Annotated in this window: 20 protein-coding genes and 1 other RNA gene; 11 read left to right on the forward strand and 10 right to left on the reverse strand. The window is 51.8% G+C overall.

Annotation, left to right across the window (positions count from 1 at the left end):
• The first annotated feature begins 17 nt into the window (after positions 1-17).
• Positions 18-836, forward strand: coding sequence for an HMP-PP phosphatase (gene cof / locus F4V72_RS12100; protein WP_023246690.1), 819 nt, complete (start codon positions 18-20; stop codon positions 834-836).
• A 50-nt stretch (positions 837-886) separates the two neighbouring features.
• Here cof and cdsH read toward each other — a convergent pair whose 3' ends face one another.
• Complete coding sequence (cdsH, locus tag F4V72_RS12105; RefSeq protein WP_072162028.1) at positions 887-1,942, reverse strand: cysteine desulfhydrase; 1,056 nt, start codon at positions 1,940-1,942, stop codon at positions 887-889.
• 112 nt (positions 1,943-2,054) lie between these two features.
• Here cdsH and decR point away from each other — a divergent pair, with 112 nt between their 5' ends.
• From decR to amtB, 5 genes are all read left to right on the forward strand, one after another.
• Positions 2,055-2,513 (forward strand): DNA-binding transcriptional regulator DecR, encoded by a 459-nt coding sequence (decR, locus tag F4V72_RS12110; protein ID WP_023246692.1) that lies wholly within the window; start codon positions 2,055-2,057, stop codon positions 2,511-2,513.
• 40 nt (positions 2,514-2,553) lie between these two features.
• The gene (locus tag F4V72_RS12115) at positions 2,554-4,326 is read left to right on the forward strand and encodes a SmdA family multidrug ABC transporter permease/ATP-binding protein (RefSeq protein ID WP_063390208.1); all 1,773 of its coding nucleotides are present in this window, start codon (positions 2,554-2,556) and stop codon (positions 4,324-4,326) included.
• A complete protein-coding gene (locus tag F4V72_RS12120; protein ID WP_114048638.1) occupies positions 4,319-6,100 on the forward strand; it encodes a SmdB family multidrug efflux ABC transporter permease/ATP-binding protein in 1,782 nt (593 codons plus the stop codon). Before F4V72_RS12115 ends, F4V72_RS12120 begins: the two co-directional genes overlap by 8 nt.
• Positions 6,101-6,303: 203 nt before the next feature.
• The gene (gene glnK / locus F4V72_RS12125) at positions 6,304-6,642 is read left to right on the forward strand and encodes a P-II family nitrogen regulator (protein WP_023246695.1); all 339 of its coding nucleotides are present in this window, start codon (positions 6,304-6,306) and stop codon (positions 6,640-6,642) included.
• Positions 6,643-6,673: 31 nt separating this feature from the next.
• Positions 6,674-7,960: an ammonium transporter AmtB gene (gene amtB / locus F4V72_RS12130; RefSeq protein ID WP_080168292.1), complete on the forward strand. Its 1,287-nt coding sequence runs from the start codon at positions 6,674-6,676 to the stop codon at positions 7,958-7,960.
• Positions 7,961-8,066: 106 nt separating this feature from the next.
• Here amtB and tesB read toward each other — a convergent pair whose 3' ends face one another.
• Positions 8,067-8,927, reverse strand: a complete 861-nt coding sequence (gene tesB, locus F4V72_RS12135; protein ID WP_023246697.1) for an acyl-CoA thioesterase II — start codon at positions 8,925-8,927, stop codon at positions 8,067-8,069.
• 214 nt (positions 8,928-9,141) lie between these two features.
• Here tesB and F4V72_RS12140 point away from each other — a divergent pair, with 214 nt between their 5' ends.
• Positions 9,142-9,711, forward strand: a complete 570-nt coding sequence (locus F4V72_RS12140) for a YbaY family lipoprotein (protein ID WP_000779808.1) — start codon at positions 9,142-9,144, stop codon at positions 9,709-9,711.
• Between the two features lie 32 nt (positions 9,712-9,743).
• Here the strand turns inward: F4V72_RS12140 and F4V72_RS12145 are convergent, their stop codons facing one another.
• The gene (locus F4V72_RS12145) at positions 9,744-10,133 is read right to left on the reverse strand and encodes an MGMT family protein (protein ID WP_023246698.1); all 390 of its coding nucleotides are present in this window, start codon (positions 10,131-10,133) and stop codon (positions 9,744-9,746) included.
• A gap of 84 nt (positions 10,134-10,217) precedes the next feature.
• Here F4V72_RS12145 and ffs point away from each other — a divergent pair.
• An RNA gene (ffs, locus tag F4V72_RS12150) (signal recognition particle sRNA small type) lies at positions 10,218-10,314 on the forward strand.
• A 49-nt stretch (positions 10,315-10,363) separates the two neighbouring features.
• On the opposite strand, the gene F4V72_RS12155 is transcribed toward ffs, so the two are convergent.
• On the reverse strand, positions 10,364-11,914 hold the full coding sequence (locus F4V72_RS12155; protein ID WP_053508537.1) for an EAL domain-containing protein: 1,551 nt from the start codon (positions 11,912-11,914) through the stop codon (positions 10,364-10,366).
• Positions 11,915-12,138: 224 nt separating this feature from the next.
• Between F4V72_RS12155 and F4V72_RS12160 the strand changes: the two genes are divergently transcribed.
• Together F4V72_RS12160 and ykgO are read left to right on the forward strand one after the other, a co-directional pair.
• Positions 12,139-12,399, forward strand: a complete 261-nt coding sequence (locus F4V72_RS12160) for a type B 50S ribosomal protein L31 (RefSeq protein ID WP_023182818.1) — start codon at positions 12,139-12,141, stop codon at positions 12,397-12,399.
• Between the two features lie 5 nt (positions 12,400-12,404).
• Positions 12,405-12,545 carry a type B 50S ribosomal protein L36 gene (ykgO, locus tag F4V72_RS12165; RefSeq protein WP_001197749.1) on the forward strand — a complete coding sequence of 47 codons (141 nt, stop codon included), beginning with the start codon at positions 12,405-12,407 and terminating at the stop codon, positions 12,543-12,545.
• A 54-nt stretch (positions 12,546-12,599) separates the two neighbouring features.
• Here ykgO and F4V72_RS12170 read toward each other — a convergent pair whose 3' ends face one another.
• The 6 genes from F4V72_RS12170 to acrA all read right to left on the reverse strand — a co-directional run bounded on the left by F4V72_RS12170 (position 12,600) and on the right by acrA (position 19,401).
• A complete protein-coding gene (locus F4V72_RS12170) occupies positions 12,600-13,070 on the reverse strand; it encodes a YlaC family protein (protein ID WP_023246700.1) in 471 nt (156 codons plus the stop codon).
• A gap of 116 nt (positions 13,071-13,186) precedes the next feature.
• Positions 13,187-13,738, reverse strand: coding sequence for a maltose O-acetyltransferase (gene maa, locus F4V72_RS12175; protein ID WP_053508533.1), 552 nt, complete (start codon positions 13,736-13,738; stop codon positions 13,187-13,189).
• Positions 13,739-13,917: 179 nt separating this feature from the next.
• A complete protein-coding gene (locus tag F4V72_RS12180; RefSeq protein ID WP_001280991.1) occupies positions 13,918-14,136 on the reverse strand; it encodes an HHA domain-containing protein in 219 nt (72 codons plus the stop codon).
• A 27-nt stretch (positions 14,137-14,163) separates the two neighbouring features.
• On the reverse strand, positions 14,164-14,538 hold the full coding sequence (tomB, locus tag F4V72_RS12185) for an Hha toxicity modulator TomB (protein WP_000344807.1): 375 nt from the start codon (positions 14,536-14,538) through the stop codon (positions 14,164-14,166).
• A gap of 497 nt (positions 14,539-15,035) precedes the next feature.
• On the reverse strand, positions 15,036-18,185 hold the full coding sequence (gene acrB / locus F4V72_RS12190; protein WP_023246702.1) for an efflux RND transporter permease AcrB: 3,150 nt from the start codon (positions 18,183-18,185) through the stop codon (positions 15,036-15,038).
• A gap of 22 nt (positions 18,186-18,207) precedes the next feature.
• Positions 18,208-19,401, reverse strand: a complete 1,194-nt coding sequence (gene acrA / locus F4V72_RS12195) for a multidrug efflux RND transporter periplasmic adaptor subunit AcrA (protein ID WP_023246703.1) — start codon at positions 19,399-19,401, stop codon at positions 18,208-18,210.
• 141 nt (positions 19,402-19,542) lie between these two features.
• On the opposite strand from acrA, the gene acrR reads away from it, so the two are divergent.
• Positions 19,543-20,196 (forward strand): multidrug efflux transporter transcriptional repressor AcrR, encoded by a 654-nt coding sequence (acrR, locus tag F4V72_RS12200; protein ID WP_023246704.1) that lies wholly within the window; start codon positions 19,543-19,545, stop codon positions 20,194-20,196.
• Positions 20,197-20,300 lie beyond the last annotated feature (104 nt).

Genomic DNA, 20,300 nt, shown 5'->3' on the forward strand with positions numbered 1-20,300 from the left:
ACAGTGTGGAGAAAGAGATGGCCCGTCTGGCAGCATTTGATATGGATGGCACGTTATTAATGCCTGATCACCATTTGGGTAGAGAGACGATCGCCACGCTGTCGCGTCTGCGCGAACGCGATATCACCCTGACATTTGCCACGGGTCGTCATGTTCTGGAAATGCGGCATATTCTGGGGACGCTTTCACTGGATGCTTATCTTATTACCGGTAACGGGACGCGAGTTCATTCGCTGGAAGGCGACGTGCTGCATCGTCAGGATCTCGATCCTCAGGTTGCCGATACGGTGATGCACCATGCCTGGGATACCCGGGCCAGTATGCATGTTTTTAATGACAACGGCTGGTTTACAGGCCAGGAGATCCCCGCGCTACTCCAGGCGCATGTCTACAGCGGCTTTCGTTATCAGGTTATCGATGTAAAAAGCATCCCGGCCCATCAGGTGACGAAGATCTGTTTTTGCGGCGATCATGAAGATCTGATTCGCTTGCGCATTCAGCTCAATGAGGCGCTGGAAGAACGCGCGCACCTCTGTTTTTCTGCCGTCGACTGCCTGGAAGTGTTACCACTGGGGTGTAATAAAGGCTCTGCACTGGCGGTATTGAGCGGCCATTTGGGGCTTTCACTGGCAGATTGCATGGCGTTTGGCGATGCGATGAACGATCGGGAAATGCTGGGCAGCGTCGGGCGGGGGCTCATTATGGGCAACGCTATGCCGCAACTTATCGCCGCGCTGCCGCATTTGTCGGTCATCGGACATTGTGGTAATCAAGCGGTAGCACACTTTTTGACACATTGGCTGGACAAACCGCATCTACCTTATTCCCCCGAATGAGAGATCTCTTCCAGCAAGCCAGACGTTCAGTCTGGCTTTTTTTTTGGTTTTTAGTCGACGGTAAGTAATTTTGCGATGGCTGCTGACCACGGCGTCAAGTCGCCGATATGTTCGCTAACCCATGCCGGATGGTAATAGGTATCCAGATAACGATCGCCGCTATCGCACAATAACGTCACGATAGCGCCGGTTTCTCCGGCCTCGCGCATCCGGGCCGCAAGCTGCAGCGCTCCCCACATATTCGTGCCGGTAGAGGCGCCGACTTTACGGCCTAGCTGCGTTTCCAGCCAGTGTGCGGTGGCAATGCTGGCGGCGTCCGGCACACGCAGCATCTCATCAACGACATCCGGAATAAAAGAAGGCTCTACCCGCGGGCGACCAATCCCTTCAATTTTGCTGCCCACCGGGCTGCGTAATGAAACGTCGCGATCTTGCCAGTAAGGTAAAAAGACGGAATTTTCCGGATCCACCACCATTAGCTGAGTATCATAGCCCTGACAGCGAATATAGCGCCCAATCGTCGCAGAGGTTCCGCCCGTTCCGGCGCTCATAACGATAAATCGCGGTACCGGATGGGGTTCGTTGCGCATCTGTCTGAAAATACTGTCGGCAATATTATTGTTGCCCCGCCAGTCGGTAGCCCGTTCTGCGTAGGTAAACTGGTCCATATAGTGACCGTTCAGTTCATGCGCCAGCCGCTCGGAGGCGGCATAAATTTCGCAGGCGCTCTCCACAAAATGACAGTGGCCGCCGTAAAATTGAATCTGTTCGATTTTACGTTTTGCGGTACAGGCGGGCATGACGGCGATGAACGGCAGTCCCAGTAAACGCGCGAACCAGGCTTCGGAAATCGCCGTTGAGCCTGATGACGCTTCAATAATTGGAGTGCCTTCTTTAATCCAGCCATTGCACAGCCCATAAAGGAACAGCGAGCGCGCCAGGCGGTGCTTGAGGCTACCGGTGGGATGCGTGCTTTCATCTTTCAGGTAAAACTGAATACCTGGAAATGCCGGCAGGGGCAGACGAATAAGATGCGTATCGGCCGAGCGCTGGTGGTCAGCGTTAATTTCATTAATGGCATTTTTAACCCAATTGCTACCCATCATTAATATCCGTTTATCATTTTGTGCCCAGATTAGCGAAAAGCACGGAAAAAATTGTTGCTATTTGACCTTTAAATTACAATGTAAGGAGAAAAATATTCTCTACGGGATGGGTATGTTAGATAAAATTGACCGTAAACTGCTTTCCTTATTGCAGCAGGACTGTACCCTCTCTTTGCAGGCGCTGGCGGATGCCGTTAATCTGACGACAACGCCTTGCTGGAAGCGGCTTAAACGCCTGGAAGACGACGGTATTCTTCTTGGCAGGGTCGCGCTGCTGGACCCGGAAAAACTGGGTCTGGGATTAACCGCTTTTGTATTGATAAAAACGCAGCACCACAGCAGTGAATGGTACTGTCGGTTCGTGACTGTCGTCACTGAGATGCCGGAAGTGCTTGGTTTCTGGCGGATGGCGGGGGAATACGATTATCTGATGCGGGTTCAGGTTGCCGACATGAAGCGGTATGACGATTTCTATAAACGTCTGGTCAATAGCGTTCCAGGACTGTCAGACGTCACCTCCAGTTTTTCGATGGAACAGATTAAGTACACCACTTCTCTGCCCATTGAATAATTCTCCCGGTATTGCCGGAAATCATATCAGGAAATAACGCGTGCGATTATTTGCTCAATTAAGCTGGTACTTTCGCCGGGAATGGCGTCGCTATCTTGGCGCGGTGGCCCTGCTTATGCTTATTTCGATTCTTCAGCTGATCCCACCCAAAGTGGTGGGGATCGTCGTGGATGGCGTAACCGCACAGCATTTTACTTCTGGCCGGATAGCGATGTGGATTGGCACCATTGCCCTGATCGCCGTGGTGGTCTATTTGTTGCGCTATGTCTGGCGCGTGCTGCTATTTGGTGCCTCTTATCAATTAGCCGTTGAACTGCGTGAAGATTATTATCGCCAGCTTAGTTGCCAGCATCCTGAATTTTATCAGCGCCATCGGACGGGCGATCTTATCGCGCGCGCGACGAATGATGTGGATCGCGTGGTATTTGCGGCAGGCGAGGGCGTTCTGACGCTGGTTGACTCGTTGGTAATGGGCTGCGCGGTACTGATTGTCATGTCGACGCAAATTAGCTGGCAGCTAACGCTATTAGCGTTGTTGCCGATGCCGATTATGGCGCTGATGATCAAACGTTACGGCGATCGGCTGCATGATTACTTCAAACTGGCGCAGGCCGCCTTCTCCAGCCTGAACGACCGCACGCAGGAGAGTCTGACCAGCATTCGCATGATAAAAGCGTTTGGCCTGGAGGACCGCCAGTCCTCGCTGTTTGCGGCGGATGCCGAAGATACTGGCAAGAAAAATATGCGAGTGGCGCGTATTGATGCGCGTTTTGATCCAACTATTTACATCGCCATTGGCATGGCGAACCTGCTCGCGATTAGCGGCGGAAGCTGGATGGTGGTTAACGGCAGCCTGACGCTGGGCGAACTCACCAGCTTTATGATGTATCTGGGGTTGATGATTTGGCCCATGCTGGCGCTGGCTTGGATGTTTAATATCGTGGAGCGAGGTAGCGCCGCTTACAGCCGCATCCGCGCCATGCTGGCGGAAGCGCCGGTAGTTAAGGATGGCGAAGAGCCGGTCCCGGCGGGGCGGGGCGAATTGACGGCGGCCATTCGTGAGTTTCGCTATCCGCAAACGACGCATCCGGCGCTGGAGAATGTGAACTTTCGTCTTAAACCGGGTCAGATGCTGGGGATATGCGGTCCGACCGGCGCGGGGAAAAGCACAATATTGTCGCTTATCCAGCGCCATTTTGATGTGACGCAGGGAGAAATCCGTTTCCATGACATGCCGTTGACGCATCTGCAGCTTGATAGCTGGCGTAGCCGACTGGCGGTGGTCAGTCAGACGCCGTTTTTGTTCTCGGACTCTATTGCCAATAATATTGCGCTCGGACGCCCGGAGGCGACCCAGGAAGAGATTGAACAGGTGGCACGTTTAGCCAGCGTACATGAGGATATTCTCCGTCTTCCTCAGGGCTACGACACGCAGGTAGGCGAACGCGGCGTAATGCTATCGGGAGGGCAAAAACAGCGTATCTCGATTGCCAGAGCGCTACTGTTGAATGCGGAAATTCTGCTTCTCGATGATGCGCTCTCGGCAGTAGATGGTCGCACGGAGCATCAGATTTTGCATAATTTGCGCCAGTGGGGCGAAGGGCGCACGGTCATCATAAGCGCGCATCGTTTATCTGCGTTGACCGATGCCAATGAAATTATGGTGATGCAACATGGTCATGTTGTTCAGCGCGGCGATCACGATCAACTGGCGCAGCAGCTTGGCTGGTATCGCGATATGTATCGCTATCAGCAACTGGAGGCCGCGCTGGATGACGCGCCGGAAAGCGGCGAGGAGGCGGCGAATGCGTAGTTTTGGACAGCTATGGCCGACGCTGAAACGGTTGCTGGCGTATGGCTCGCCCTGGCGAAAACCGCTCTCTGTCGCGGTGATTATGCTGTGGATTGCGGCGGCGGCGGAGGTTAGCGGTCCGCTGCTGATCAGCTATTTCATTGACAACATGGTGGCCCAACACCATTTACCTCTGGGTAAAGTCGCGGGGCTGGCGGCCGCCTATGTGGGACTACAGTTTCTGGCGGCGGGCCTGCATTACGCCCAGTCTTTATTATTTAACCGGGCGGCCGTTGGCGTGGTTCAGACCTTGCGCACTGACGTAATGGATGCCGCCTTGCGCCAGCCGTTAAGCGCCTTCGACACCCAGCCTGTCGGACAATTAATTTCACGCGTGACTAACGACACGGAAGTTATCCGCGATCTGTATGTCACGGTCGTCGCGACGGTATTACGTAGCGCGGCGCTGATCGGCGCCATGCTGGTCGCCATGTTCAGCCTTGACTGGCGGATGGCGCTGGTGGCGATTTTGATTTTTCCGGCGGTATTGACCGTGATGATCATCTATCAGCGCTACAGCACGCCGATGGTACGCCGCGTGCGGGCATACCTGGCGGATATTAACGATGGATTTAACGAAATCATCAACGGGATGAGCGTTATTCAGCAGTTTCGCCAGCAGGCGCGCTTTGGCGAACGAATGGGCGAGGCCAGCCGTTCGCACTACATGGCGCGGATGCAGACGCTGCGCTTAGACGGATTTTTATTGCGTCCGCTGCTTAGCCTCTTTTCCGCGCTCATTTTGTGCGGTCTGTTGATGCTCTTCAGTTTTACGTCTGCCGGCACGATTGAGGTCGGGGTACTGTATGCGTTCATTAGCTATTTGTCGCGTCTGAACGAGCCGCTCATTGAACTGACCACCCAGCAATCCATGCTACAGCAGGCGGTTGTGGCGGGAGAGCGTGTTTTTGAACTGATGGATCGCCCACGACAGCGCTATGGCAGCGACGACAGGCCGTTGCAAAGCGGCGCGATTGATATTGATCATCTGTCGTTTGCTTACCGCGATGATAGCCTTGTTTTACAGGACATTACGCTATCAGTACCGCCCCGTAGTTTTGTGGCGCTGGTGGGACACACAGGCAGCGGGAAGAGCACGCTCGCCAGCTTGTTGATGGGGTACTACCCGCTGACGCAAGGCGAAATTCGGCTGGATGGGCGAGAAATCTCTTCTTTTAATCATCGCGTTTTACGCCAGGGCGTGGCGATGGTTCAACAGGACCCGGTAGTGATGGCGGATACCTTTCTGGCCAATGTGACGCTGGGGCGCGATGTTTCAGAGGCGCAGGTCTGGCAGGCGCTGGAAACGGTACAGTTGGCAGACCTGGCGCGCGGCCTGAGCCACGGGCTGCATACGCGTCTTGGTGAGCAGGGGAATACGCTGTCCGTCGGGCAAAAACAACTCTTGGCGCTGGCGCGCGTGCTGGTTGACGCCCCGCAAATATTAATTCTTGATGAAGCGACGGCCAGCATCGATTCCGGCACTGAGCAGGCGATACAGCAGGCGCTGGCGGCGATTCGCGAGCGCACCACGCTGGTGGTTATCGCCCATCGGCTATCGACTATCGTGGAGGCGGATACCATTCTGGTACTCCACCGCGGCCAGGCGGTGGAGCGCGGGACGCATCAACAATTGCTGACGGCGCAAGGACGCTACTGGCAAATGTATCAATTACAGTTGGTTGGTGAGGAGTTAGCCGCCAGCGTACATGAGGAGTCCGGCCCCGCGACGTAAGGTTTTGCCCCGTGGCGCAAAACCTCGCCCATCATGCACCGTCATGGTGCGTTTTTCTTTTCCTGCTTCGATTTTGGGGCGCGTCAATATAAAGACGCCCCGCTAACCGCGCCTTTCACCACTCACTCATTTCTGGCACACCCTTTGCAACGCTCATTTTGAATAGTCTATATGCCTTACCTAATTCTGACTGGAGGGGGTCTATGAAGCTGGTTACCGTGGTTATCAAACCGTTTAAGCTGGAGGACGTGCGGGAAGCGCTTTCTTCTATTGGCATTCAGGGATTGACCGTCACCGAAGTGAAAGGGTTTGGTCGTCAAAAAGGACACGCCGAACTGTATCGCGGCGCGGAGTACAGCGTGAATTTCCTGCCGAAAGTCAAAATTGATGTGGCTATCGCCGACGACCAACTGGAAGAGGTGATCGATATCATCACTAAAGCGGCTTATACCGGAAAAATTGGCGATGGCAAAATTTTCGTCGCGGAGCTCACGCGTGTTATTCGGATTCGTACCGGCGAAGCTGACGAAGCGGCGCTTTAAGACCCGCCACACAGCAACAGGAAATGAAAAAATGAAGATAGCGATGATAAAAACCACACTGGCTTCACTGGTGCTGCTGCCTGGGCTAACGATGGCCGCGCCAGCGGTTGCCGATAAAGCGGATAATGCTTTTATGATGATCTGCACCGCGCTGGTGCTGTTTATGACGATACCGGGTATCGCGCTGTTTTATGGCGGATTAATCCGCGCTAAAAACGTGCTGTCGATGTTAACGCAAGTGACCGTCACCTTTGCGCTGGTCTGTATTTTATGGGTGGTATACGGCTATTCGCTGGCTTTTGGCGAAGGGAATCATTTCTTCGGTAATGTCGAGGGGGCGATGTTGAAGAACATCGCGTTGACGGCGGTAACGGGCACGATTTATCAGTATATCCATGTCGCGTTTCAGGGATCTTTCGCCTGTATTACCGTCGGGCTGATTGTCGGCGCGCTGGCGGAACGTATTCGTTTTTCGGCGGTACTGATTTTTGTCGTGGTGTGGTTCACGCTCTCGTATATTCCGATTGCGCACATGGTGTGGGGCGGCGGCCTGCTGGCTGCTCACGGCGCGCTGGATTTTGCCGGCGGTACGGTGGTGCACATTAACGCCGCTATCGCCGGTCTGGTGGGGGCTTATTTAATTGGTAAGCGCGTCGGCTTTGGGAAAGAAGCATTTAAACCCCATAATCTGCCGATGGTCTTTACCGGTACTGCGATCCTGTATATCGGCTGGTTTGGATTTAACGCGGGTTCTGCCAGTAGCGCAAACGAGATAGCCGCGCTGGCTTTTGTGAACACCGTGGTGGCGACCGCCGCCGCGATTCTGGGGTGGATTATCGGCGAGTGGACGCTACGCGGTAAACCTTCCCTGCTGGGAGCCTGTTCCGGCGCGATTGCCGGTCTGGTCGGCGTGACGCCAGCCTGTGGTTATGTTGGCGTTGGCGGCGCGCTGGTTATCGGCGTTATTGCGGGTCTGGCGGGATTGTGGGGAGTCACCATGCTTAAACGTCTGTTACGGGTAGATGATCCGTGCGACGTATTTGGCGTTCACGGCGTTTGCGGAATAGTCGGCTGTATCCTGACCGGCGTTTTTGCCGCCAGTTCGCTGGGCGGCGTTGGCTTTGTCGACGGCGTTACGATGGGCCATCAGGTTATGGTACAACTGGAAAGTATTGCTATTACGGTCGCCTGGTCCGGCGTTGTCGCGTTTGTTGGTTACAAACTGGCGGATATCCTTGTTGGACTGCGCGTACCGGAAGAGCAGGAGCGCGAGGGGCTGGATGTGAACAGCCACGGCGAGAATGCATATAACGCGTGATTGCGCAACATGCCGGATGGCGACGCGAAAGCGTCTTATCCGGCCTACGGTAGGCCTGATAAGCGCATCGCCATCAGGCCATTAACGCCGGATAGCGGCATGTTTTTTAATTGTGATTACGCATCACCCCTTCCTGCACGGTCGAGGCGACCAGCGCGCCATCCTGAGTATAAAACTCGCCGCGAACAAAGCCCCGGGCGCTGGAGGCGGAAGTGCTCTCCACGCTATAAAGTAGCCATTCATTAAGATTGAACGGGCGATGGAACCACATAGAGTGATCGATAGTGGCGATCTGAATGCCCTTTTCCAGAAAACCGATGCCGTGAGGCTGAAGCGCGACGGGGAGGAAATTCAGGTCAGAGGCATATCCCAGTAAATATTGATGGACGCGAATGTCATCCGGAACGGTGCCGTTGGCGCGAATCCATACCTGACGGGTTGGCGCGGCGACGTGACCTTTTAACGGATTGTGAAATTCGACAGGACGAATCTCCAGGGGGCGATCGCAGAGAAACTTTTCTTTCAGAATCGGCGGCAGTAAATGCGCCAGCGACTGCGCGATTTCCGTTTCTGACGGTAGTCCTTCCGGCCCGGTTGCCGTCGGCATGGTTTTTTGATGTTCAAAACCCGGTTCCGGCGCCTGGAATGAGGCGGTCATGTAAAAGATGGGTTTCCCGTTCTGAATAGCGGCAACGCGGCGGGCGCTAAAACTATTTCCATCGCGCAGCACTTCAACGTCATAGATAATGGGTTTTTGACTATCGCCTGGTCGCAGAAAATAACTGTGGAATGAATGCACCAGTCGCTCTTCCGGCACCGTCTCTTTGGCGGCATATAACGCCTGGCCCACCACCTGACCGCCAAATACCTGACGCAGCCCTAAGTCTTCACTTTGGCCCCGAAAGAGTCCTTCTTCAATTTTTTCCAGATTCAACAATGTCAGCAAATTATTTAGCGTCTGACTCATACATGCTCTCCAGGTGACAACGATGCCGAAGCGAGGTAGGCCTGAGTATAACGCAATTTCGCAAGTGGTCCGATGGGTACAAAAGTCTGAATAACAGAGCAATTCCAGGCAAAAATGAGTGACCTGTGCCACACTTAATCACGTTATGTTTCTGTTAACCACTCTTCCGGCGGGGGGAAAGGCCTGCTGGTGCATTGATGATAAGGAGAATTGAATGAAACTCGTGCACATCGTAAGTGGTTTAGCGGTTGCGATATCTCTGGCGGCCTGCGCTGATAAAAGCGCTGATATCCAGACGCCTGCGCCAAACCCTAACATGTCGATTACAGCTAACCAGTCTACTATTCAGCAACCCAATGTTTCCGGTACCGTCTGGATCCGCCAGAAGGTCGCTCTGCCGCCAGATGCGGTGCTGACCGTAACGCTTTCTGATGCTTCTTTGGCTGATACACCGTCTAAGGTGCTGTCGCAAAAAGCGGTACGGACCGAAGGTAAACAGGCGCCTTTCAGTTTTGTGCTGCCGTTTAACCCATCAGATATTCAACCTAACGCACGTATTCTCCTGAGCGCGGCAATCACCGTTGACAATAAGCTGGTATTTATTACCGATAGCGTGAAACCGGTGATTAATAATGGCGGCACCAAAGCGGACCTGACGCTGGTACCGGTACAGCAAACGGCGGTGCCTGTTCAGGCCAGTGGTGGTGCGACGACGACGGTTCCATCGACTTCGCCGACCCAAGTCAATCCGTCTTCTGCCGTTCCTGCGCCTACCCAGTATTAATCCTGCGCCAACCCTCTCCGTAACGGAGAGGGTTAATACACCCAGCGATAGCGTTGTAAATCGATTTGCCCGCTCCCCGACACCACCACGCCTTCTGCCAGTAATGCCTGGCGTTGCCGTTGTAGATCCGGCCCGGTAAGTGATATCGCGCCGCGGCGGTTCACTACCCGATGCCATGGCAAAGTGCTGCCTTCCGGCAGACGTTTTAAAACTCCGCCGACCTGACGCGCCGCCCGAGGCGAACCGGCAAGCCGGGCGACATCGCCGTAGGTCGTGACAAAACCTTCCGGGATCGAGGCGACGATTTGCCAGACGCGCTGCGGAAATGTGTCCTGAATATCCATAATAGAATCCTGCATTAATGCTTCAGGATAATCTGGAATAAGGGGAGAGGAAAGTCCAGGTGCGCAAGAAACCAGCATCCAGCGCCTGATGGGTTGCAATTACACGGTATAGCAGTGATAATGCGCCTGCGCGTTGGTTCACAACGCTCTCAATGGGGGCTCTGTTGGTTCTCCCGCAACGCTACTCTGTTTACCAGGTCAGGTCCGGAAGGAAGCAGCCAAGGCAGATGACGCGTGTGCCGGGATGTAGCTGGCAGGGCCCCCACCCAATTCTGCCTCTCCACACTGTTCTTTTCTTCTGTGCGACGTTATAGCCGCTGTTCCGCCCAAAGAATAAATGCCGAGCCGGATAGCGGTTTACTGTATAACCAGCCCTGACCATAATGCACGCCATGCTGGCGTAGCCACTGTTCTTGTCTGGTCGTTTCGATACCTTCTGCGACCATTTTGAGTTTGAGCGTTTTTGCCATTTCAATAATATGCGGCGTGACGTTTTTATATTCCAGCGCATCGACAAAAGATTTATCAATTTTAAGGACATCCACATCCAGATTTTGTAAGTAGCTGAGGCTGGAATAGCCGGTGCCAAAGTCATCAATATAAATTGAATGCCCTGCGTTACGGTATCTGGCGACAATTGGCGCGCTGGTTTTCGGATCGGCGAACTCGCGTTCCGTTAACTCAAGCGCGATTTGCGACGGAGAAATTTGGCTACGGTTCAGCAGCGTGCTTAACAGCGCCGGGAGCGTTTCCGACGCCAGATCGGATGCCTCAAGATTGATCGAAATATGTTGCTCGGGATGGGACTTTAACCAACTCCCCATGTCTTCAAAAACGGTTTCGATGATTAGCCGGGTTAGCGGCTCCGTAAGTCCGGTTTGCTCAGCCAGCGCGATAAAAATTTCCGGTGAAAGGAAGGTGCCGTCCGCCTGTTGCCAACGAGCTAACGCTTCGGCGCCGACAATTTTCCCGCTGCTCAGGGAGACAATAGGCTGATAGTGTACGTTAATTTCGCGATTGTCTATCGCATCCTGGAGACGGTGGCGGGGCGACTGTAGCCGACGTAAAATACGCAGAATAAAGGCCGCGGCCAGCAGACCCGTTACGATGCCCGCCGGTAGCCAGATAAACGCCTGGCGATACCAGTTCTTTTCCTGCGGAGCGGTGGATGCCCAGCTTACGATAGTGATGCCCATTTCCGGAAGGGGGTGGATAGCGTACAGAATGCCTCGGTTTTCCAGCCGCAGGGGCGTCTCATGCTGAATCAGCGGAAGGATTGCGGGGTTAAGCTTACCGCTGCTGGCAACCACGGTATTACGCTCCCGACCAATAATGGCGACGTCAATCGGCCATGCTCCAAATGGAATCACATCGATAAAGGACGCCGGGTCGATCATCACGATATAGTTATCGCTACCGAGTGCCGCCATATAGCGTTTTATACCCAGATCGTTTTGCGCCGTAAACCAGGCGCGATAACCGTCCCGAGTGATTTTCATGGGCGGAGGGAAGGCGGGAATATGGCTCTCTTTTTCAAGTGAGGAGCAAACGGGAATCGTATTTTTAAGGTACAGAACTTCCTGAACATACCGAAAGCTATAAGACACGCGACGCATGGCGAGTAAATGAGCGCTGCTGCAGGGCTCGCCTTTAAAGGCGGCGATATGCGTTAACGCGGCTTTTGCCTGGTCACTGACCCTTTCTGTACGTAGCGCCACCCGGGACGAGAAGATATCCAGCTCTTCATTAAACCTTTTTTCAACTTGACGGTGCGCCAGCCACAGACTCAATCCTATCGGGAAAAGGACAGACAGGATAAGCACTCCCGTTACCAGGCTGACCAGATGTCGTGTTGTCACAGTGATGTCCTTATAAACACAGCGTAGATAAAGTATATCCGATCGCAAATCGCGCCCTCGAATGATAAAGCTATTCTATCGATTTTATAGATTCAGGAGCCAGACTAGCGCGTTACGCCACGTTGTTTTTGCCGCCAGGAAGAGATCGTGAATGTTTGCGGGTTGAAAAAAGATCGTTAATGGCGTACTGTATTGTTATGTTATAACATAATCATGAGAGTGCAATGAAACCTGATATCCATCCTGTGTACCGCACCGTCGTATTTCACGACACTAGCGCAAATGAATATGTGAAGGTGGGGTCAACTATCAAAACCGAACGTGAAATCGAACTGGACGGCGTAACGTATCCATATGTCACCATTGATGTGTCATCAAAATCACATCCTTTTTATACCGGTAAACAAAAAACGTTTGATAACGAAGGTAGCGCCGCGCGTTTCCAGAAACGTTTTGGTCATTTTATCGGCGCTAAACGGGGGTAAATGAAATGCAGGTGCTAAACTCACTTCGCAATGCAAAACAGCGGCATCCGGATTGCCAGATAGTGAAACGAAAAGGACGTTTATACGTGATTTGTAAAACAAATCCACGGTTTAAGGCGGTTCAGGGACGTAAAAAAAGACGTTAAAAGCCAACAGTTCGGGGAAAGCAGTGCGTACCAGGGAGGGTGCGCACTTTTTTATTATCGGCTTGCTTCTGCACGAGCCAGCGTAAAAATATCGTAGAAGGAAAGCTCGCCTTTACGGGCAACCATTTTTTGTAGCTGGACTTTATGCTCATTATCCACCTGTGGAGATTGAAGAATTGTCTCAATGAGCGTGGGGGGAACAAAGCGGGTGTTGTACCATTCGCCGTTGTAACAGACCCGGAGATCCAGCACGTCGATGTCGTCATAGTGATAACGCGGGGCGATGTCGAAAAAGAAAAAGCCATTAAATACGATAAATAGCACCACTAACAGCCACACTGACCCCACCAGCGTTTCTGATTGCAGCATGACCGCCAGCGTCGCAAACCAGGCGGCATACATCGCGATAAATAGCCCAGGATGCTTGCGGATAAAACTGATACTAAAACGCGGTCTGTTATCGCGTTTTTCACGGACGTTTAAGTCATCAATAGTTTCGCTAAGCAGGCGCTGTATCTCTGTCATCTTTTGCCTTCATGATTTCTGCGACATACGGGTAATAACAGCCCATTTTAAAGGGAGGCGTAACGTGAAAAAAGTAACAGATTAACCACGAATTAGCATAACAGTTGTCATTTTAACTACAATTTTTTAATAATCCGCGCCGGGTTTCCGCCTACCACGACATCTGGCGGTACGTTTTTTATCACCACAGCGCCTGAAGCGACGACGACGTTATCGCCGATGGTTACGCCCGGATTAATGACGGCTCGTCCACCTATCCAGACGTTATTTCCGATAGTAACAGGTTTGCCTAACTCTCTGCCGCTGTTGCGTTCGATGGCGTCCAGCGGATGCGTGGCAGTATAGATATGTACCCCTGGCGCGAGCATACAATTGTCGCCGATATGAATTGGGCAAACATCAAGCATGACGCAGTCGAAGTTAGCGTAAAAGGAGTGACCAAGAAAAATATTATAGCCATAGTCGCAGCGAAAAGAAGGCTCAATATAAGCGTCTTCGCTTCGGGCTAACAGATTGTCTAAAATGGCCTGACGCTTATTTATTTCATCAGGCGTAGTATGGTTGTATTGATGGATGAGTTGGCGCGCCCGCAGACGATCCTGGCATAAAGTTTCATCGGTCGGGCAATACAGCGCCCCAGCGATCATTTTTTGTTTTTCATCACTCACTGCGCGTTCCCCTTAGTGGATATTATCGTAATATAAGCGATAGTATATTATTAGAGGGAACGTTCCCTGATATTTGTATGTGATCTATGTCACTGTTATATAATAGTCCATTGTGTTATTAGCCAAAAACGAAGGGTCGGATAACACCTGAGTATTCCCTGAAAAGCAATGCCGAGTGATTAACGAATGAATTTCCATACTGAAGAGGGGATCTTGTCGTAAAGTTTGTTCATCGTCAATTCTGCAAGCCGGTGATCCGCTGCTGAGTAAAATACAGCCAACTCATTATCGGACAGTTCATATTTATTTTTTTCAATGACGCGCTCCAGAGTGTCAATTGTCTGACAGCGCCGTAAACGCATCAAATAATCAGTTTTAGTTAATGGTTTATCAGACATAAATTCTACCTATGATTGTAATAATTTTTAACAAGACAAACTAACAGGATTGGCCCTGGTGGCGTTGACGAAACAGCGAAACAGGCGGTTGCCCGATTTACGCCATTTTTGCAAATCCTGCGTATTAATACCATAGCTGCTGAACAACATAAAGGTGTCGTCCAGGTATTCATCTATCTGCGCAATCAATTTATTGTCTTCATTGTACTTAATCTTATAATTAAGTGCGAAGGTTGCAATATGCTCTATCAGCTCATTGAGCTGGAGATTGACTGCTGAAGTCGGGTCATTAACCCAACCATGATTGCTTTCTTCAAGGTTTGCAAGACAGTCATGATACAGGGTTTCGCAAAGGAATTTAAGCTGTGCTATATCATGTCTTTTGGGTGAGTATTCGTCCATAATGCATCCCCTTTTTAGTGGCTTGAACTAACCGAACACCTTCGGGATGGATACAACTAACTAACCTGGTACTTCCCCACGTCACCTTATGATTTAACTATAATCTACTCTAAAAAACTTTTCATCGTCATATTACGAAAAATTACAATTGCGTGAAATCCGCTTACTGGCATACTTTTTCGAATGTTAACAGTCGGCGCCATATGCCTAAAAAGGGACCATTTTTAATGTTTGTGTAATCATTGGGTTAACGTTTTTTAGCTTTTCAGGCTAAAACAATAGTCACTAACAGGAGAAAATAGCCAGGAATATTCTTAATATTCCTTAATTAATGGCTGAATTAAGGAATTGCCGGGCTTCCTAAGAAAAGCCTTTAAAGCGGTAGGGACTATACGTTTTATTAATATGGCAAAAAATAAACAATCTAACAATAAGCGTATTTTATGATTTTTACGCAAAAAAAGGCCGCTTGCGCGGCCTTATCAACAATCAGTAGATCAGCGATGTTCTGTAGAATGGCTGTGCTCTATATCTTCGCTTTTACGGCTAAAGCGGCGGCGGACCACCACGAAGAAGACCGGTACGAAGAAAATAGCCAGTACGGTTGCCGTTACCATCCCGCCCAGTACGCCAGTACCTACCGCATTCTGAGCGCCGGAACCCGCGCCGGAACTGATAACCAGCGGCATAACCCCCAGCATGAATGCTAACGAGGTCATCAGAATCGGGCGCAAACGCATACGGACGGCCTCCAGCGTCGCTTCTACCAGACCTTTTCCTTCTTTATCCATTAAGTCTTTGGCGAATTCGACGATAAGTATCGCGTTCTTCGCCGACAACCCAATGGTTGTGAGCAGGCCCACCTGGAAGTAAACGTCGTTAGTCAGCCCGCGGAAGGTGGCGGCAAGCAGAGCGCCGATAACCCCAAGCGGCACGACCAGCATTACGGAGAACGGTATAGACCAGCTCTCATACAATGCCGCCAGACACAGGAAGACGACGATCAGCGAGATAGCATACAGGGCAGGGGCCTGGTTGCCGGACAATCGTTCCTGGTAGGACATCCCGGTCCAGTCATACCCGATGCCGGATGGCAGCTTGCTGGCCAGTTCTTCCATCATCGCCATCGCTTCACCGGTACTCTTACCTGGCGCCGCCTGACCCAGAATTTCCATCGAAGGCAGACCGTTATAGCGTTCCAGACGCGGCGAACCATATTCCCAGCGGGAAGAGGAGAATGCGGAGAACGGCACCATCTGACCATCGCTACCACGGACGTACCAGTCATTAATATCATCAGGCAACATGCGGTATTTCGCTTCGGACATCACGTAAACTTTTTTCACACGACCGCGATCGATAAAGTCGTTTACATAGCTGCCACCCCATGCTGCGCCCAACGTGGTATTAATGTCGCTAATGGACACGCCCAGCGCCTGAGCTTTTTCCTGGTCGATATCGATTTTGAACTGCGGCGTATCTTCCAGGCCGTTAGGTCGAACACCTACCAGCAGATCAGGATATTTCGCCACTTCGCCGAACAACTGATTACGCGCCTGGGTGAGTTTTTCATGGCCGAGGCCTGCCTGGTCAATCAACTCGAAGTCAAACCCGGTTGCGGTGCCCAGTTCAACAATCGCTGGCAGGTTAAAGGCGAAAACCATCGCATCTTTAATTTGTGAAAACGCTGCGGTTGCCCGTTGGGTAATCGCTTCAACCTTGTTTTCATCACCTGGACGATCGGCCCAGTCTTTTAACGATACGAACGCAATACCGGTATTTTGACCGCGTCCTGCAAAACCGAAGCCGTTGACGGCGAATACTGACTCAACGTTGGCTTTCTCTTTGTTCAGGTAGTAATCCGTGACCTCATCCAGCACTTTTTGCGTGCGTCCTTGCGTCGCGCCAGCAGGGAGCTGAACCATTGTCAGAAATACGCCCTGGTCTTCATCCGGCAAGAAAGAACTTGGCAGACGAACGAACAGATAAGCCATACCGACGACGATAATGAGATAGAGAAGCAGATAACGACCGGTGCTGCGCAGAATATTGCCTACGCTATCGGTGTAGTGATGCGTGCTCTTATCGAACAGGCGGTTAAACCAGCCGAAAAAGCCTTTTTTCTCTTCGCCGTGATCGCCTTTGGCGACGGGTTTGAGCATCGTGGCGCACAGCGCAGGCGTCAGGATCAGCGCAACCAGCACTGACAGCGCCATCGCCGATACGATGGTGATAGAGAACTGCCGATAAATCGCTCCGGTTGAGCCGCCAAAGAAGGCCATCGGAATAAATACCGCCGACAGTACCATCGCGATACCCACCAGTGCGCCCTGAATCTGCCCCATTGATTTGCGCGTTGCTTCCTTCGGCGGAAGGCCTTCTTCCGTCATAACACGTTCAACGTTCTCGACCACCACGATGGCGTCATCCACCAGCAAGCCGATGGCGAGCACCATCCCGAACATCGTCAGAGTGTTTATCGAGAAACCGAAGGCCGCAAGCACGGCAAAGGTTCCCAACAACACTACCGGAACCGCAATGGTCGGAATCAACGTCGCACGGAAGTTCTGCAGGAACAGGTACATGACCAGGAACACGAGGATAATCGCTTCGACCAGCGTTTTTACCACTTCATGAATAGAGATTTTCACGAATGGCGTGGTGTCATACGGATAGACGATTTTCATACCAGGCGGGAAGAACGGTTCCATTTTTTTCAGTTCGGCGCGAATAGCGGTAGCGGTATCCAGCGCGTTGGCGCCGGTAGCCAGTTTGATGCCAAGACCTGAAGCCGGCTGACCGTTAAATTTCGCGATGATGTCGTAGTTTTCGCCGCCAAGCTCAATTTTCGCTACATCCCGCAGACGAACCTGGGAGCCATCCTGATTCACCTTCAGCAGGATTTTGCCAAACTCATCCGTCGAGGTCAGACGCGTTTGGGCAATAATCGATGCGTTAAGCTGCTGGCCTTTTACTGGCGGCGTACCACCGAGCTGACCTGCTGCGACCTGGGCGTTCTGCGCTTTGATAGCGTTAATCACGTCGACTGGCGTTAGTTGGTATTTGGTCAGCTCTGTCGGATTCATCCAGATACGCATCGCGTACTGCGAACCAAATAGCTGAACGTCGCCCACCCCAGAAGTACGGCTGATCGGATCTTTCATATTGGCGGCAACATAATCCGAAATATCCTCCTGGGTCATGGTGCCGTCAGTGTTAATGACGCCCACTACCATCAGGAAGCTACTTGAGGATTTCTCAACGCTCACGCCCTGTTGCTGTACTTCCTGCGGAAGTAACGGCATTGCCAGTTGCAGTTTGTTCTGAACCTGAACCTGCGCGATGTCCGCATCGGTGCCGGATTCAAAGGTCAGCGTGATCTGCACGGTCCCCGTGGAGTCACTGTTTGAGGACATATACATCAGGTTATCGATACCGTTCATATTCTGTTCGATAACCTGCGTGACGGTATCCTGTACCGTTTTCGCATCAGCGCCAGGATAGGTCGCGGAGATCGTCACTGCTGGCGGCGCAATCGTTGGATATTGCGCTACCGGCAATTTGAGGATCGCGAGCCCCCCTGCCAACATGATGATGATGGCGATCACCCACGCAAATATAGGGCGATCGATAAAGAAATTAGGCATGTCTTAACGGCTCCTGTTTAAGTTAAGACCTGGGCTGAGCAGGTTGATCACCGCTTGCGGCTTGCTGTTTGTTATCCGCGGTAATTTCCTGCACTTTAACCTGTGCGCCAGGACGTACTTTTTGCAGCCCGCTGACGACTACGCGGTCGCCCGCTTTCAACCCGTCAGTCACCAGCCACTTATCGCCGATCGCCTGGTTTGCGACGATTTGGCGGGTTTCGACTTTGTTATCGGCGCCAACCACCAGCACCGTGGCATCGCCGCGTGGAGTACGGGTAACGCCCTGTTGTGGAACCAGTAATGCCGTCGGTTTTGTCCCTTCCTGCAGACGTGCGCGAACGAACATTCCTGGCAATAAGGTGTGATCCGGGTTAGGGAAGATGGCGCGCAAAGTAATAGATCCGGTGGTTTGGTCAACGGTAACGTCGGAGAATTCAAGTGTACCGGACTGTGGGAATTTGATACCGTCGCTGGTCACCAGGTCCACCTTCGCTTTGCCGTTTTCCTGTTTCAGCGAACCATTTGCCAGCTCCTGTTTCAGGCGCAGGAAGTCATTGCTGGACTGGGTCACATCCACATAGATAGGGTCTAGCTGCTGCACTGTCGCCAGCGCCGACGCCTGACCGTTCTGTACCAGCGCCCCTTCCGTTACGGACGACTTACCAATACGGCCGCTAATCGGTGAGGTAACTTTGGTATATGCCAGGTTGATACGTGCGGTTTCAACGGCGGCTTTTGCTGCGACAACGGCGGCAGTCGCTTGTTGCGCGTCGGCCAGCGCCTGATCGTATTCCTGCTTACTGATGTACTGCGTACCCAGCAGTTTTTGATAACGCTTCACCGTCAGTTCAGCGATATTCGCGGCGGCCTGTGCTTTTGCCAAATCGCCCTTGGCGCTGTCGTAAGTCGCCTGATAGGTCGCAGGATCAATCTGATAGAGAGAGACTCCCGCTTCGATATCACTTCCTTCAACGAAATTACGCTTCAGGATAATGCCGCTTACCTGTGGACGAACTTCGGCGATACGGTAAGCAACGGTACGACCCGGAAGTTCAGTTGTGATCTGCAGTGGTTCCGTTTTTAGCGTGACAACCCCAACTTCTGGCATCTGCTGGCCGCCTTGCTGGTCCTGTTTGTCGTCACATCCTGTTAGCGCTAAGCTGCCTGAGAGCATCAGAACGACCGCCAGAGGCGTTAACCCTCTGTTTTTGTTCATATGTAAACCTCGAGTGTCCGATTTCAAATTGGTCAATGGTCAAAGGTCCTTAAACCCATTGCTGCGTTTATATTATCGTCGTGCTATGGTACATACATCCATAAATGTATGTAAATCTAACGCCTGTAAATTCACCGACATATGGCACGAAAAACCAAACAACAAGCGCTGGAAACACGACAACACATCCTGGATGTGGCCCTGCGCTTGTTCTCGCAGCAAGGCGTATCGGCGACCTCGCTGGCGGAGATTGCGAACGCTGCTGGTGTGACGCGCGGCGCAATCTATTGGCATTTCAAAAATAAGTCGGATTTATTCAGTGAGATCTGGGAGCTATCAGAATCCAATATTGGTGAGCTTGAGATTGAGTATCAGGCAAAATTCCCCGACGATCCACTATCTGTATTAAGAGAAATTTTAGTTCATGTTCTTGAAGCTACTGTAACAGAAGAACGACGCCGCTTATTGATGGAGATTATATTCCATAAATGTGAGTTTGTCGGAGAAATGGTTGTGGTTCAACAGGCGCAACGTAGCCTTTGTCTGGAAAGTTACGATCGGATAGAACAAACGTTAACACATTGTATTAATGCTAAAATGTTGCCTGAAAATCTGTTGACCCGTCGTGCGGCGATACTGATGCGCAGCTTTATTTCAGGGATTATGGAAAACTGGTTATTTGCCCCGCAATCATTTGATTTAAAAAAAGAAGCTCGCGCCTACGTCACCATCCTGCTGGAGATGTATCAACTGTGTCCGACCCTGCGAGCGTCGACGGTCAACGACACCCCCTGATACTATTCCAGGAAAACTCCTGGACGTTTTCTGTCTCGCTATTCTGTTTGTTACAGGCGTGATACTCTTGCGGCTTAATTATTTCCGCTCTGCTTGCCGGTTCA

The sequence above is a fragment of the Salmonella enterica subsp. diarizonae genome (assembly GCF_008692785.1).
GTDB classification, from domain to species: Bacteria; Pseudomonadota; Gammaproteobacteria; order Enterobacterales; family Enterobacteriaceae; genus Salmonella; species Salmonella diarizonae.

Bases quoted from the DNA above. Each gene is read 5' to 3' on its own strand.
- acrR (WP_023246704.1), top strand. From the start codon at position 19,543: ATGGCACGAAAAACCAAACAACAAGCGCTGGAAACACGACAACACATC.
- F4V72_RS12180 (WP_001280991.1), bottom strand. From the start codon at position 14,136: ATGTCTGATAAACCATTAACTAAAACTGATTATTTGATGCGTTTACGG.
- decR (WP_023246692.1), top strand. From the start codon at position 2,055: ATGTTAGATAAAATTGACCGTAAACTGCTTTCCTTATTGCAGCAGGAC.
- amtB (WP_080168292.1), top strand. From the start codon at position 6,674: ATGAAGATAGCGATGATAAAAACCACACTGGCTTCACTGGTGCTGCTG.
- F4V72_RS12160 (WP_023182818.1), top strand. From the start codon at position 12,139: ATGAAACCTGATATCCATCCTGTGTACCGCACCGTCGTATTTCACGAC.
- tomB (WP_000344807.1), bottom strand. From the start codon at position 14,538: ATGGACGAATACTCACCCAAAAGACATGATATAGCACAGCTTAAATTC.
- ykgO (WP_001197749.1), top strand. From the start codon at position 12,405: ATGCAGGTGCTAAACTCACTTCGCAATGCAAAACAGCGGCATCCGGAT.
- F4V72_RS12120 (WP_114048638.1), top strand. From the start codon at position 4,319: ATGCGTAGTTTTGGACAGCTATGGCCGACGCTGAAACGGTTGCTGGCG.
- glnK (WP_023246695.1), top strand. From the start codon at position 6,304: ATGAAGCTGGTTACCGTGGTTATCAAACCGTTTAAGCTGGAGGACGTG.
- F4V72_RS12170 (WP_023246700.1), bottom strand. From the start codon at position 13,070: ATGACAGAGATACAGCGCCTGCTTAGCGAAACTATTGATGACTTAAAC.
- acrA (WP_023246703.1), bottom strand. From the start codon at position 19,401: ATGAACAAAAACAGAGGGTTAACGCCTCTGGCGGTCGTTCTGATGCTC.
- cdsH (WP_072162028.1), bottom strand. From the start codon at position 1,942: ATGATGGGTAGCAATTGGGTTAAAAATGCCATTAATGAAATTAACGCT.
- cof (WP_023246690.1), top strand. From the start codon at position 18: ATGGCCCGTCTGGCAGCATTTGATATGGATGGCACGTTATTAATGCCT.
- F4V72_RS12140 (WP_000779808.1), top strand. From the start codon at position 9,142: ATGAAACTCGTGCACATCGTAAGTGGTTTAGCGGTTGCGATATCTCTG.
- F4V72_RS12145 (WP_023246698.1), bottom strand. From the start codon at position 10,133: ATGCTGGTTTCTTGCGCACCTGGACTTTCCTCTCCCCTTATTCCAGAT.
- acrB (WP_023246702.1), bottom strand. From the start codon at position 18,185: ATGCCTAATTTCTTTATCGATCGCCCTATATTTGCGTGGGTGATCGCC.
- tesB (WP_023246697.1), bottom strand. From the start codon at position 8,927: ATGAGTCAGACGCTAAATAATTTGCTGACATTGTTGAATCTGGAAAAA.